This is a genomic window from Pedobacter nanyangensis (assembly GCF_003313505.1).
Lineage (GTDB): Bacteria > Bacteroidota > Bacteroidia > Sphingobacteriales > Sphingobacteriaceae > Pedobacter > Pedobacter nanyangensis.
On record NZ_QMHO01000001.1, the window covers coordinates 1 to 14244 of the forward strand.

Below are 14244 nucleotides of genomic sequence, written 5' to 3' on the forward strand. Positions count from 1 at the left end.
TCCCGTTTCGTTTGGGAATGCAAAGGTAGGAAACTTTTTCTTCTGTGCAAATAAAAAATGAAATATTTTCTACCTGCCTGCCTTTCTTCATCTCGTCCTTCTCTTTCCTTCCTCTTTTCAACCTCAACCCCTTCCTCCGAAGCGGAGTGCAAAGGTAGGAAAATATATCCCGTATGCAATACAAACAGCCTTTTTTATCACCAATAAACTCGCAAAGCACTGGGGAACAAGCAGAAAAAATACAACAGGATATGGCAGGGAAGCGGAACATGGCGCAAATCAGTGGAAACGGGGCTGCTTTTTTTTGGCAAGCCTGGCATGGACAATGGACATACGGATGGCAGCTTATCCTTACATCATATATTAAACGCTACTACTTTTACCTATATATACTATATTAAACGGCATGCCCCCATTCATATATTATATAGTAGAAACCAAGATTACCAAGCACAGAAACAATTATACCGATACTAACAGGGCTCTCTACTTATTATATCCCAGAGCATAATAAGGTAGGCAATGCCATCATCAATTCGCCAATATTGTAGATTTCGTCAAAAGTAACCGCCACCTTTCGTTCCAAACCGACCACCCAACCCATTGTTCAGTTTTTGCAAACCCTTCCATTGACAATACGATATTCATAGCCTGGGGTCCAAGAAATTTCAAATAGCCATTCTTTCCAAATCACTTTTGCTACGCAAAAGCCCACATCTACCCCATTTATTAACAAAATATAGAACGAGAAACAACCACATCGAGCGTAATATGTGCCCACTTTGGAGAGAAAAGGTGAGCACTTTTGGCATATCCCCCACTCTTTTACCTCCTCTCATTAAATTTAATATAACGGCTAACTATCTCCAATCTCAGGAAGGCAATTTTTTCTTGCGAATAATTTTTTTCAAACCAAAAAACACACTGCCATAGGGTTGTCAGTTGAGCGGGTCAACTTTGTTTCAACAAAACAATTTAGACATGAATACGATCAATCAATTAAAAGAAGAGTTAGCAAACGAGACTGCAACCACCCTTAAATTTTTAGCTTTAGTTCCTTTCGGAAAATCAGATTGGGCACCCCATGAGAAAAGTATGAAGATGATAGACCTTGCCACTCATATTGCTGATTTGAGTAGCTGGCCGAAGTTAGGCATTGAAACCGAAGAGCTTGATTTTGCTGCCGCTCCTTACAATCCTGCAAAGGCCGATAATAACGATCAATTGGTTGCCTTAATGGAGAAAAACACCAAAGAAAGTTTGGAAAGCCTTTCGACCTTAAGCGAGGCAGACTTGGACAAGCCTTGGGTGTTGCGTACTGGCGAGCAAATCCATGCCGAAATGACCAAATATGGCATAATTAGAGTATCTCTTAACCAGATCACCCATCACAGAGCACAATTAGGCGTGTATCTACGCTTGTTAGATATTCCAATCCCGGGATCTTACGGACCAAGTGCAGATGAACTAGGTTTCTAATGAATTGACCAGAATAATCACTTGCGAAGTTTATAATTGAACTTCGCAAGGCTATTTATGAGCATATCCCAATTAGAATTGGTTAATTTGCATTTCAATACCAACTCTGATCATGGAACTTACCACACGTTTAAATAAATACATTAGCGAAAGCGGACTCTGCTCGAGGCGAGAAGCCGATAAATTTATCGAGTTGGGCCAAGTATTTATCAACGGTAAGCGGGCCAAGGTAGGAGACAAAGTGGCCATTGGCGACGTAGTAAGCGTTAATGGACAAAAAATTGCTGCCCGCGAAGCGGAAAATATCATCATTATTGCCTACAATAAACCTGTAGGCGTTACCAGCACCACCGAAACCGGGGTTAAGGACAACATTGTAGAACATGTAAACCACAGCGAGCGTATTTTCCCTATCGGCAGGCTCGACAAAGATTCGCAGGGCTTGATTTTTTTAACCAACAACGGTGATTTAGTTAACAAAATTCTTAGGGCGGGCAATAATCACGAGAAAGAGTACCTTGTTACGGTTAACCAACCTGTTACCGAGCAGTTTGTAGAGGATATGAGCAAAGGCGTGCCAATTTTGGGCGTAATGACCAAAAAATGCAAGGTTAAGAAAGAAAGCAGCCATATTTTTAGGATTACACTCGTTCAGGGACTTAATAGGCAAATTCGTCGCATGTGCGAATATTTCGGTTATGAGGTAACCAAACTGGAACGTGTCCGTATCATGAACATTTCCCTTAAGGGCTTGCCACTTGGCGATTGGCGTGAACTAGATGAAAAAGAACAAGCAGTTCTTTATAAACTGCTGGCCGATTCGAGTTCGGAAACAGCTAAAGTACCAAAGCCATCGACAGCAAAACCGGCAAAGAGTTTTGGAAAAACAAAGCCAAACCATACAGGCACCAATGTAGATCGGCGGAGCAAACCAGGGGCCAAGAACAGCCATAAGCCTGCCAAGCAGAAGCCAAAACCAGGATTTTCGGGTGCAAAAACCAAACACTCAGGTGCCAAAAAACGACGTTAATATAGCACCAGTGTCATAAATGCGCCATTGAACGGGGAATCATCATTGGCTCAGCTTTTTTTTGTAATTTTGCAAGTCCATGCAAAGCACAAAAAAGATAGACATCAGATCGTTAAGTCCCGAGCAGTTAGCCCAACATTTCAAGGATATGGGGGAACCCGCTTTTAGGGCCAAACAAGTTTATCAGTGGCTTTGGGAAAAATCTGCACGTAGTTTCGAGGAAATGAGCAATCTTTCCAAAGATTTGCGCAAGAAACTTGATGATGGCTATACCATCAATACAGTTGAAATCAGCAATGCGCAATTCAGCAACGACCATACCATCAAAAATGCTTTTAGATTATATGATGGCAACATTGTGGAAGGTGTTTTAATTCCAACTGAAGATCGGATGACGGCCTGTGTAAGCTCACAAGTGGGCTGTAGCTTAACCTGTAAGTTTTGTGCCACGGGTTACATGGAGCGTAAACGTAATCTCAATGCCGACGAAATTTACGACCAAGTGGTTTTAATTGATCAGCAAGCCAAGCAGAACTACAATATTCCCCTTACCAACATTGTGTACATGGGCATGGGCGAGCCTTTACTGAACTACGCCAATGTACTTAAATCTATAGAACGCATTACTGCTCCAGATGGATTGAACATGTCCTATAAGAGGATTACGGTATCTACCGCAGGTATTGCCAAAATGATTAAAAAGCTGGGCGATGACGGCGTAAAATTCAACTTGGCGCTTTCTCTTCATGCAGCTAATGACGAGAAACGCCATGAAATTATGCCTATTACCGAGCATAATTCTTTAAAAGCTTTGGCTGAGGCGCTGAAATACTATTTTCAGAAAACCAAAAATCCAGTTACCTACGAGTATATTGTTTTTAACAACTTTAACGACGAGATACAAGATGCCATGGAACTGGCCAGGTTCTGTAAGCATGTTCCCTGCAAAGTGAACATTATCGAGTATAACCCAATCCAATTTGCTGATTTCATCAATGCAGAGGGTGATAAAATTGATGCTTTTGCAGCCTATCTTCGTAAACAAGGAATTACCACCAACATTAGAAGAAGCCGTGGTAAAGATATTGACGCCGCCTGCGGACAATTGGCAGTAAAAGAGAAGGCTTAAAGCATACTTTCAATCAATTTCTTGAGCCCTGGAGATGACGGCGATGGCGCATCCAATACCAATATCTCTCCTTTATTATTCAAAATCATATATCTAGGGATAGTTGTAACGACCAATGCTTCGTTAAGAAATTTTCTGGTCTCGTTTGAGAGATAATAGCTGTTTATCTGTCCCAGTTTTTGAATCTGCTGCTTCCAATACTTACCATTAAAATCATAGGAAAGGAAAACATAGCTTACCGATTTACTTTCCAGCTCCTTTGCCAGCTTCAAAGCAGCAGGCATATCTTCCATGCAGGGAATGCACCAAGTAGCCCATATATCAAAAACAATCAGTTTGCTGTTGGTATATTTCCCATAATTAAACCGTAAGCCATTCACATCAAAAGCATCAACCTCTAGCTGCTTAATATATTTTTCTTTCAGTTTCTCCAATTGCTCTACACGCTTGGCAAAATACAAGCCATACCAGCTCTTCCGGTATTTTCTATCTGCCTTGTTGTATAAAAGTTGATAGAAAGCCAGATTACTTTTTAAATCTGATCTTTTTGAAAGCAAGTACATGGAAACGTGGCTGTTTGGATGATTGGCTATAAAATCCCTAATAATTTTATGGTGAGATGTTTTATTTAGTTGCTCTTGAAATCTTAGGGAATCTGTGTATAAGGTATACAACGAATCATTTTTAGCCAATAAAGCTTCATCTTGCTTTTTGCTGAGGATATTAAATTTTGCTTGATTATTTTCGCTATCCTTTTTAATTAGGGATTGATAGTTATTGTACTCGATTTGATTCTCGGAGCTCCCCAGTACTTTATAATTGCCGAAGCGAAACAATCCTTGTATAGAGTCGGCCAAAATGGATATTTTTACCTCTTTATCGCCAGTGAATGCATTGATAAAAGGCAAATTTCTAGTAGGTATTCCTTTTACAGTTCTAATTTCAGTATCTAAAAAAGATAAGCTGAACAACCTATTATTGGGCAGTTTTACCAACATTTCAAACTTTCCATTTTTGACTGTATCGGTCTTCAAAACTTTATTATCAAACCTTAATGTGACCAGTACATTTTCCATGTTTTTAAAGTCGCCTGTGATAGTCACAAAATTTTCTTGGTCGCACGACAAAAGAAAGAAGCAGGCACACATCAACAATAGTAGTCTTTTCATAAGAGCGAATAATAATATGCAGTCAACATTAAAGTCAGTTTACAATATAAGACATTTCGTCCAAAACCCGAGCACCTACTACGCTACAATAGATTAATATTTAGTAACTTGTATAATGTTTGCCTTAAAACGTTATACCGAAGATCTCCTTAATCTGTTGTTCCCAGAACTGTGTTATGGCTGTGGAAATTTGTTATACCAAGGGGAAAAGGATATTTGTACCGCCTGTATCTATGACCTTCCCTACACCGACTACCATATTTATCCAGATAATCCATTGGCTAAACAATTTTGGGGACGTTTGTCTTTGGAAGCCGCCATGGCAATGCTCTATTTTAAAAAAGGAACCAAAGTGCAGAACCTCCTGCATGGCTTAAAATATAAAAACCAAACTAATATCGGCACTAGTTTAGGGAAACTAATAGGACAAAGACTTTCAACAAGTCAGTATTATGTAGATATTGATCTAATTATCCCTGTTCCCTTGCATCAAAAGAAACTTAGGTTAAGAGGTTACAATCAAAGTGAGTATATTGCAAAAGGTTTGGCCCAAGCGCTTGATGTTCCGATGGACACCAAAAGTTTAACCAGAAATAAAGCAACAGAAAGTCAAACCAAAAAAGCAAGATACACTCGCTATGAGAATATGCAAGGTGTTTTTTGCGTTAACAATGAAATGGAACTGGCTAATAAGCATGTTTTGCTAGTTGATGATGTAGTGACCACTGGCGCTACTTTAGAAGCTTGCGGAAATGTATTGCTGAGCCATGGAGTTAAAAAATTGAGTGTTGCAGCTATAGCTTATGCAGAACAATGAAACATAATTACCTCCTTCTTTTATTAGCGATGTTTACCCTGTCCTTTACAGCCTGCAATAAGGATGAGGACATTACTTTTGATCCAAAAGCGAAACTCAATTTTTCTACCGATAGCGTATTGTTCGATACCGTATTTACTTCTATAGGCTCTACCGTGCGCAGAGTTAAAGTTTTCAACTATAACGAAAAGGCCATTAATATCGATAACATCAAAATAGGTGGTGGCGCAAATTCACCTTTTAGCATGAATGTAAATGGTCAACAGATGGTTCAGGGGAAAAACATCAAAATCAACGGAAAAGACTCTATCAATATTTTGGTAAAGGTGTTGATTAACCCAACGGCCCAAAACCAGCCTTTTATTGTAGAGGATTCTATCCTGATGTTCTTTAATGGCAAAAAGGAGAAAATGCCATTGGTTGCCTATGGCCAAAATGCCAATTTCCTTAAAAATATTACCATCAATAGCCATACCACCTGGGATAGCAAGCTCCCTTATATCATTTACAACTCTTTAACCATTCCAGAAAACGTTAGCCTGAACATTGCGGCGGGCAGCAGGGTGTTTTTCCACAATGGTTCTACCATGAACATCAAGGGAACTCTTACGGCAATAGGCACTCCTAAAGATACTATTTTGTTTGCCAGCGACAGGACAGAACGCATTTACGAAGAAGAGCCTGGGCAGTGGAATGGATTACACTTTTATGGCAGCAGCAAAAACTCTGTGATTAATCACGCTACCATTAAAAACGGCATTGCAGGCATTACCGTTGATTCACTCTCGTCCAACAGTAATCCAAAGTTGGTGTTGGCCAACACCGTAATCAAAAACATGCAGGTAGTGGGCTTTTTGGGCTATCATACCCAATTGGTGGCTTACAACAACCTTTTTTACAATTGCGGACAATATTTAATTTACGGTATTGGCGGTGGCACTTATGACCTGGCACAAAATACTTTTGCTGCCTATAATTACAGTTTTGCCCGTAGAAGCCCCGCAGTGTTTCTTTCTGATTTTATCAGCGCAAAGGAATTTGCGTCACTAAATGCCACACTCACCAATAATGTTATTTGGGGCAGCTTAGAAGATGAATTCACGGTAGAAAAAAAATCCAATGCAGTTTCGGTAGTTGAGGTAAAGAACAACCTCATTAAGAGTAGCCAGCAGGCCTACGCAAACAACGGCAACCTCATCAACACGGATCCGCTGTTCATTAACCCCAGACAAGGCAACTTCAAGATCAACGATAATAGTCCTGCAATAAACAAAGGAAACAGTTTACTCACTCACCCGTATTTTTCAATTTACCTATTCAAAGATCTTTTGGGGAAAGAAAGATTATTCCCCTCTGAATTAGGATGTTACGAGAAAAATTGATTTTTTTTGTTTTTTAAAAAACTTTTCGCCCCTCGTTCTCGTTTATTATATCGAGAGCGTTAATTTAGATGGTAAGGGTCGATAGTTCCATTCGGGATATCGGCCCTTTACTTTTAGGATAAATAACGAGCAAGCACCTTTTTAATCTCGCCCGGATTGAAGGGTTTCAGTACATGACCATTCATGCCGCTTTCTCTAAATTTGCTTTCTTCATCGTGCAGGGTCGAAGCCGTTAACGCTACTATTGGCAAGTTTTTATAATGTCCATCTTCCATTTCCCTGATGATAATAGTGGTTTCAAAGCCATTTATGCCTGGCATTTTAATATCCATAAATACCAAATCATATTGATTTTTAGTTATGGCATCAATGGCTTGGTAACCATCGGAGGCAAAATCGATGTTTAGTCCCCATTTCATCAAAATCCGCTTGGCAATAAGGATATTAATCTCATTATCATCCACTACCAAAACTCTTTTTCCTTCAAAAATGACCTCTTTGGCTTTCTCTGGCAGCTCCGTTTGTAATGATCTTTTGAAGTTAATGACAAATGAAAAGGTAGTACCCTCTCCTTCCACGCTGTCCACTTTGATATCGGTGCCATGAAGCTTCAACAGCTTTTTGGTAATGGCCAATCCAAGTCCAGTGCCGCCATATTTTCTAGAAATATCAGCTTTTGCTTGGGTAAAGGTTTCAAAGATATAGTCTTTCTTATCAGATGGAATGCCTATGCCGTTATCATTTACCTCAAAATAAACTGCTATATCGTCCCTAACTTCATTAAGCACCTCAACAGACAGCTCAACTTTGCCATTGGTGGTAAATTTGATGGCATTGCCCAACAAATTCATCAATATCTGATAAAGCCTGGTTTTATCTGCCAAAACCAATGTCGGCACCTGATGGTCAAAGTTCAAACTTAATACATTGTGCTGCTTATGGGCATTTACCTGCAATGAGCTGATAATATCGTTGCATAGGTTTTGAAGATTGACCGGTAGAAATTCCAGGTGTAGGTTCCCGGTTTCAATTTTGGTAAAATCAAGTACATCATTGATGATATTCAACAAGTTCTCACTGGAGAACTTCAGGATATTCAGGTCTTCTGTTTGTGATGGCTTCGGATTGTTTTCGATCAAAAGATGTGTCATCCCAATGATCGCATTTAGGGGGGTGCGTATTTCGTGGCTCATTACCGACAGGAACATTTCTTTTGCTTCGCTGAGCTGCAAGGCCTGTTCCTTGGCAAATAATATATCTCGCTCGGCCTGTTTACGCTCGGTGATATCTCCAATTAGCTCGATGTATCGTTCTACAGTTCCCTTGTCGTTAACAATTGGGGTATTAGAAACGGAAAGCCAAATAGAAGTGCCATCCTTTTTTTGGGCAAGTACTTCAATAGAAAAGGATTTTTTATGTTCTGATGCCTGCCTGGCTTCCAAAATTACCCGTCTGTCAGTTTCATCGGTAGAAAGCACATCTCCCAACATTTTACCAGAGAGTTCCTGAGCAGAGTAGCCAATCAATTGTTCCAAGGCATCGTTTACCCAGGTGATTTCACCGTTTTGATTGCAAATGGCCACACCGGTATGTGTTTTACTGGCAACGGTTGACAGGACCTCCAATTGCTGTTCGGCCATTTTTTTCTCGGTAATGTCGATAATGATCTCTATCTCGGTTTCTACTTCGCCATCTGCACTTAAAATAATGGTGCTATAAATAGAAAGCCAGATTTTCCTTTTATCTTTCCGGTAAGCGAGGATATCAACGGTAAATGATTTCTTTTCGCTCGTTAGCTTCCTTGCATTTTCTATCACTGACCAATCGGTTTCAGGGCCTCTGATCAAATCTCCCAAAGGCTTGCCCTGGATATCTTCCAGCGTAAACCCAGTAATTTCTGTAAAGGCATCGTTAGCCCAGCTTACCCGGTTATAATCATCGCTAATTACCACCCCATTGTTTACCTTACTTGCCACAAAAGATAAATGGGTAAGTTCTACATCCAACCGCTTCTTCTCGGTAATGTCACGGCCATAGCTATACCAAGCATCTTCCTTGGCTACCATGCTCCAGCTTAGCCACTTGATATTGTGCGCTTTATCTACCACCCTAAAGTCGAGGAAAAATTGTTTATGGCCTTGCTTTAGTCCTTCTTCGAGGTAGGTGGATATCCTTAAAATATCCTCTTTGTAGCAAAAGCTCCACATGCTCTTTCCCAATACTTCTTGGGGGCTATAGCCTAGCATGGAATCAACCGCTTGGTTTACAAACATGATATCTCCATCCCTGTTTAAAATACAGTGGATTTCTGGCGAGGCTTGAAACACGTTAACAAAATCTTCGGCACGTTTTGTTTGAGCCGCCAATTGGAGGTTCTTTCTGCGTAGGGCAAGCTGTGCCATGATTTGGACAGATAGCGTTTGCAGCGCCTCAATTTGCTGGGAAGTTAAATGCCTTTCGCAATCATCTACAATACACAAACAACCCAAAGGAAAACCTTCGGCATCAACTAAAGGTACACTGGCATAAAACACCAGGTTTTCCTGCGAAAGGCGTAAAGGGCTACCAGTAAAATCATCATGCGTCCTAATGTCGCCGGCGATATAGAAATCCTGGTACATCGCATACTGGCAAACGCTATCGCTCCTTTTGAAGATGCGTTCTTTGGTAGTAAGACCGTAGGTGGCTTTAAAAACGATGGTGTCTTGTGCTACAAAACTGATATAGGCTTTTTTTACAGAGGTAATTTGGGCGGCAAGCTTAACCAGATTATCGAGCTCATTTTCAAGACCTTCTCCAAGCACATCATAAGAATAAAGTGCAGCCAAGCGCTGCTCTTCCAGATTATGGCTTGGAGAAGGGACTTTTAGCATATTGGATAACTATGATCTAATATAACTATTTATAAAGAGGAAAACGACTTACTAACGTCTGAACTTTTGTTTTTACGCTATTTAATACCTGCTCGTCTCCCGGATTTAAAACCACTTCGTCAATAAGGTCAACAATTTCTGCCATTTGAGCTTCTTTAAAACCTCTAGAAGTAATTGCAGCTGTTCCCACTCTAAAACCGGAAGTTACAAATGGAGATTTATCGTCAAAAGGCACCATGTTTTTGTTAACCGTGATGTCTGCTTTACCAAGCGCCTCTTCCGCTTGCTTTCCGGTAATATTCTTATTTCTTAAATCAATAAGCATTAAGTGGTTGTCGGTGCCACCAGAAATAATGCCGTAGCCTTTTGCTACAAAAGCTTTGGCCATTGCCTGTGCGTTGGCCCCTACTTGTTTGATATAATCGCCGTACTCGTCTGTTAAAGCCTCTCCAAAAGCAATGGCCTTAGCGGCAATAATATGTTCTAATGGTCCTCCTTGAGTGCCTGGGAAAACGGCCATATCTAATAACGACGACATCATTCTGATTTCGCCTTTTGGTGTTTTTAAACCAAATGGATTTTCAAAATCTTTCCCCATCATGATCATACCACCACGAGGGCCCCTTAAGGTTTTGTGGGTAGTAGTGGTTACGATATGGCAATGAGGCAGTGGGTTGTTCAACAATCCTTTGGCAATAAAGCCTGCCGGATGCGAAATATCAGCCAATACCAAAGCTCCAACTTGGTCGGCAACTTTGCGGATAAAGGCATAATCCCACTCTCTTGAATAGGCAGAAGCTCCACAAATAATCAACTTCGGCTTTTCGGCTAAAGCAATTTCTTCCAATTTTGCATAGTCAATTAAACCATCTTCTTTTTTAACCCCGTAAAACAATGGCTGATATAGCTTTCCTGAGAAATTAACTGGTGAACCGTGGGTCAAGTGACCTCCGTGCGACAAATCGAAACCTAAGATTTTATCACCAGGTTGAATTACCGCTAACATTACCGCAGCATTAGCTTGTGCTCCTGAGTGTGGTTGTACGTTTACCCATTCAGCCCCGAAAAGTTGCTTTGCTCTATCAATGGCAATATTTTCAATCTCATCTACTACTTGGCAACCACCATAATAGCGTTTTCCTGGTAGTCCTTCAGCGTACTTGTTGGTCAATACCGAACCTGCCGCTTCCATTACTTGCTTACTTACAAAATTTTCTGATGCAATAAGCTCTAATCCGTGTTCTTGTCTGTCTAGTTCTTGGTTAATTAAGTCGAAAACTAATGTATCTCTATTCATTATTGGAATTATGTTTGTTCGGTAAAAATACTCAAATTATTAGGTTATACAATGAAGTAATTCGTATAACTAAGTCATTCTCATCAACATTGAAAATGCGGCTCCTGTAATTTGAAATTATTCTTCATAAATTTGTTAAACAAAATGCCGTAATTTGTGCTTTTATAATTATACATGGAAGTTAAGACAGGGCCCTTATTATCAACGATAAACTATCCAGCGGATTTAAAAAAATATAAAGAGCAGGATCTTGAACAAATTTGCCAGGAACTTCGCCAGTATATCATTGATGTAGTGAGCGTTAATGGCGGTCATTTTGGTGCCAGCCTAGGTGTGGTTGAGTTAACTGTAGCGCTACATTATGCCTTAAATACGCCTTACGACAAGCTCATTTGGGACGTAGGACACCAAGCTTACGGGCACAAAATATTAACGGGAAGGCGTAACCAGTTCCATACCAACCGTATCATTAACGGCATTAGTGGTTTCCCAAAGATTAGCGAAAGTGAATACGACACTTTTGGCGTTGGCCACTCTTCAACCTCTATCTCGGCTGCTTTGGGCATGGCCGTTGCCTCACACTACAAAGGTGAAAAAGACAGGCAACATGTTGCCGTTATTGGTGACGGAGCTATGACCGCAGGCCTTGCTTTTGAAGGCTTGAACCATGCAGGCATCGAAAAATCGAACGTTTTGGTGATTTTAAACGACAATTGCATGTCCATTGATCCCAATGTTGGCGCCCTGAAAGAATACCTTACTAGCATCACTACTTCTAAATCATATAACCGCTTTAGAGACGATGTGTTTAACGTTTTGACCAAACTTTCGGAACTTGGGCCTAACGCACAGAAATATGTAAAGAAAATACAGAAAAGCATCAAAGGGACATTGCTTAAACAAAGCAACCTGTTTGAGGCTTTAAATTTTAGATACTTTGGTCCGGTAGATGGACATGACGTAAAACGTTTGGCAGCCATCATTAAGGACTTAAAAGATATTCCGGGGCCAAAACTGTTGCATTGCGTAACGGTTAAGGGCAAGGGCTTTGCATTGGCGGAGAAAGACCAAACCAAATGGCATGCCCCTGGCTTGTTCGATAAAATTACGGGCGAGATCAAAAAACCAGTGGTAGACAAACCTCAACCGCCCAAATACCAGGATGTTTTTGGCCATACCATGGTTGAACTTGCGGAGGCCAACGACAAAATTGTTGGTATTACCCCGGCAATGCCTTCTGGTTCATCTCTCAACATCATGATGAAAGCCATGCCTAACAGAGCATTTGATGTAGGCATTGCCGAGCAACATGCGGTAACTTTTTCAGCTGGTTTGGCAGCACAAGGGCTAATCCCTTTTTGTAATATCTATTCTAGCTTTATGCAAAGGGCTTATGACCAAGTTATCCACGATGTGGCCATACAAAACCTAAACGTAGTATTTTGCCTTGATAGGGCTGGTTTGGCTGGTGCCGATGGGGCTACCCACCATGGTGCTTATGATTTAGCCTTCATGCGCTGCATTCCTAACATGGTGGTAGCATCGCCAATGAACGAAGAGGAACTGCGTAACATGATGTATACCGCCCAGCAAGAAAACATGGGACCTTTCACCATCCGTTATCCAAGAGGCAGCGGTGTTCTTCCTGATTGGAAACGGCCACTCAATACCTTACAAGTTGGAAAGGGCCGAAAAATATGCGATGGCGAAGATGTTGCCATTTTAACCATAGGCCACGTAGGCAACTTTGCCGTTGAAGCCTGTAAAGAGCTGAATAGTGACGGAATTAACCCAGCTCATTTTGATTTACGTTTTGTTAAACCTTTGGATACCGAATTACTTCACGAAGTATTTACACGCTTTAAAAACGTGATTACGGTGGAAGACGGGTGTTTACAAGGAGGAATGGGAAGTGCTGTACTAGAGTTTATGGCCGACCATAACTATAAAGCAAATGTAGTGAGATTGGGCATACCAGATGAGATCATTGAACATGGCGAACAACCTGAACTTTGGGCATTATGTGGTTATGATACGCATTCGATTATCCAAGCAGTAAAGAAAATTGCCGTAAGTAGGCCCACTAAAATAATGGCTTCTTAGTCCTTTCAGGCTTAGATTTAACAATTACCATAAAACATTGGAAAAAAATTCTAAAATTTTTGTTGCAGGTCACCGGGGGATGGTTGGCTCTGCCATATATCGTAAATTACAAAAAGAGGGTTATCAAAATCTTGTAACTCGCACTTCAAATGAGCTCGATCTTAGAGATCAACAAGCAGTTGCCGATTTTTTCGCCCAGGAAAAACCCGAATATGTTTTCCTGGCGGCCGCAAAAGTAGGAGGCATTGTAGCCAACAATACTTATCGTGCCGATTTCCTGTACGAAAACCTGGCAATCCAAAACAATGTAATTCATCAATCCTATTTGAATGGTGTAAAGAAACTGATGTTTTTGGGATCAAGCTGTATTTACCCTAAACTGGCTCCCCAACCACTTAAGGAGGATTACCTACTCACTGGATTATTGGAACCTACCAATGAACCTTATGCTATTGCCAAAATAGCTGGCATTAAAATGTGTGATGCCTACAGAGACCAATATGGCTGCAATTTTATTTCGGTAATGCCAACCAATTTGTATGGCTATAACGACAATTATCACCCCGAAAACTCTCATGTATTACCTGCGCTTATCAGAAAGTTTGATGAGGCAAAAAACAATGGCAGCAAAGAAGTTGTAATCTGGGGAACGGGCTCACCTATGCGTGAGTTTTTATTTGCAGATGACTTGGCCGATGCTTGTTATTTCCTAATGGAAAACTACAATGAACCGAACCTAATTAATATAGGCACCGGAGAAGATTTAACGATTAAGGATCTGGCCTTAGCAGTTAAAGAAACGGTAGGTTTTGAAGGAGAACTTGTTTTTGACACAAGCAAACCGGATGGCACACCCCGAAAGCTGATGGACGTTTCAAAACTTCATCATTTAGGCTGGAAACACCAGATAGAACTTCGAGAAGGATTGAAGTTAGCTTATCAAGATTATTTAAGCAAGAAATAGA

At 40.7% G+C, this 14244-nt stretch carries 10 protein-coding genes; 7 read left to right on the plus strand and 3 right to left on the minus strand.

Going from position 1 to position 14244, the window contains the following annotated elements:
* Window positions 1–981: 981 nt before the first annotated feature.
* The 3 genes from DUT71_RS00010 (at window position 982) to rlmN (ending at window position 3638) form a co-directional block, all read left to right on the plus strand.
* Window positions 982–1479, plus strand: coding sequence for a DinB family protein (locus tag DUT71_RS00010; RefSeq protein ID WP_113660514.1), 498 nt, complete (start codon window positions 982–984; stop codon window positions 1477–1479).
* Window positions 1480–1591: 112 nt separating this feature from the next.
* A complete protein-coding gene (gene rluF / locus DUT71_RS00015) occupies window positions 1592–2509 on the plus strand; it encodes a 23S rRNA pseudouridine(2604) synthase RluF (protein WP_240186811.1) in 918 nt (305 codons plus the stop codon).
* Window positions 2510–2588: 79 nt separating this feature from the next.
* A complete protein-coding gene (rlmN, locus tag DUT71_RS00020) occupies window positions 2589–3638 on the plus strand; it encodes a 23S rRNA (adenine(2503)-C(2))-methyltransferase RlmN (protein ID WP_113660516.1) in 1050 nt (349 codons plus the stop codon).
* Here the strand turns inward: rlmN and DUT71_RS00025 are convergent.
* Window positions 3635–4807: a TlpA family protein disulfide reductase gene (locus DUT71_RS00025; RefSeq protein ID WP_113660517.1), complete on the minus strand. Its 1173-nt coding sequence runs from the start codon at window positions 4805–4807 to the stop codon at window positions 3635–3637. The genes rlmN and DUT71_RS00025 overlap by 4 nt on opposite strands.
* 115 nt (window positions 4808–4922) lie before the next feature.
* Here DUT71_RS00025 and DUT71_RS00030 point away from each other — a divergent pair, with 115 nt between their 5' ends.
* The gene (locus DUT71_RS00030; protein ID WP_113660518.1) at window positions 4923–5624 is read left to right on the plus strand and encodes a ComF family protein; all 702 of its coding nucleotides are present in this window, start codon (window positions 4923–4925) and stop codon (window positions 5622–5624) included.
* Window positions 5621–7006 carry a hypothetical protein gene (locus DUT71_RS00035; RefSeq protein ID WP_162795900.1) on the plus strand — a complete coding sequence of 462 codons (1386 nt, stop codon included), beginning with the start codon at window positions 5621–5623 and terminating at the stop codon, window positions 7004–7006. The genes DUT71_RS00030 and DUT71_RS00035 overlap by 4 nt, the downstream gene beginning before the upstream one ends.
* Before the next feature lie 113 nt (window positions 7007–7119).
* Here DUT71_RS00035 and DUT71_RS00040 read toward each other — a convergent pair whose 3' ends face one another.
* Window positions 7120–9879, minus strand: a complete 2760-nt coding sequence (locus DUT71_RS00040) for a PAS domain S-box protein (protein ID WP_113660520.1) — start codon at window positions 9877–9879, stop codon at window positions 7120–7122.
* A 25-nt stretch (window positions 9880–9904) separates the two neighbouring features.
* Window positions 9905–11176, minus strand: a complete 1272-nt coding sequence (glyA, locus tag DUT71_RS00045; RefSeq protein ID WP_113660521.1) for a serine hydroxymethyltransferase — start codon at window positions 11174–11176, stop codon at window positions 9905–9907.
* Window positions 11177–11350: 174 nt separating this feature from the next.
* Between glyA and dxs the strand changes: the two genes are divergently transcribed.
* Complete coding sequence (gene dxs, locus DUT71_RS00050) at window positions 11351–13279, plus strand: 1-deoxy-D-xylulose-5-phosphate synthase (RefSeq protein ID WP_113660522.1); 1929 nt, start codon at window positions 11351–11353, stop codon at window positions 13277–13279.
* Between the two features lie 37 nt (window positions 13280–13316).
* Window positions 13317–14243, plus strand: coding sequence for a GDP-L-fucose synthase (gene fcl / locus DUT71_RS00055; protein WP_113660523.1), 927 nt, complete (start codon window positions 13317–13319; stop codon window positions 14241–14243).
* Window position 14244: the final 1 nt, after the last annotated feature.

Excerpts from the sequence above, each read along its gene's own strand:
- DUT71_RS00030 (WP_113660518.1), top strand. The coding sequence starts at position 4,923 with ATGTTTGCCTTAAAACGTTATACCGAAGATCTCCTTAATCTGTTGTTC.
- glyA (WP_113660521.1), bottom strand. The coding sequence starts at position 11,176 with ATGAATAGAGATACATTAGTTTTCGACTTAATTAACCAAGAACTAGAC.
- DUT71_RS00040 (WP_113660520.1), bottom strand. The coding sequence starts at position 9,879 with ATGCTAAAAGTCCCTTCTCCAAGCCATAATCTGGAAGAGCAGCGCTTG.
- DUT71_RS00025 (WP_113660517.1), bottom strand. The coding sequence starts at position 4,807 with ATGAAAAGACTACTATTGTTGATGTGTGCCTGCTTCTTTCTTTTGTCG.
- rlmN (WP_113660516.1), top strand. The coding sequence starts at position 2,589 with ATGCAAAGCACAAAAAAGATAGACATCAGATCGTTAAGTCCCGAGCAG.
- rluF (WP_240186811.1), top strand. The coding sequence starts at position 1,592 with ATGGAACTTACCACACGTTTAAATAAATACATTAGCGAAAGCGGACTC.
- DUT71_RS00035 (WP_162795900.1), top strand. The coding sequence starts at position 5,621 with ATGAAACATAATTACCTCCTTCTTTTATTAGCGATGTTTACCCTGTCC.
- dxs (WP_113660522.1), top strand. The coding sequence starts at position 11,351 with ATGGAAGTTAAGACAGGGCCCTTATTATCAACGATAAACTATCCAGCG.
- DUT71_RS00010 (WP_113660514.1), top strand. The coding sequence starts at position 982 with ATGAATACGATCAATCAATTAAAAGAAGAGTTAGCAAACGAGACTGCA.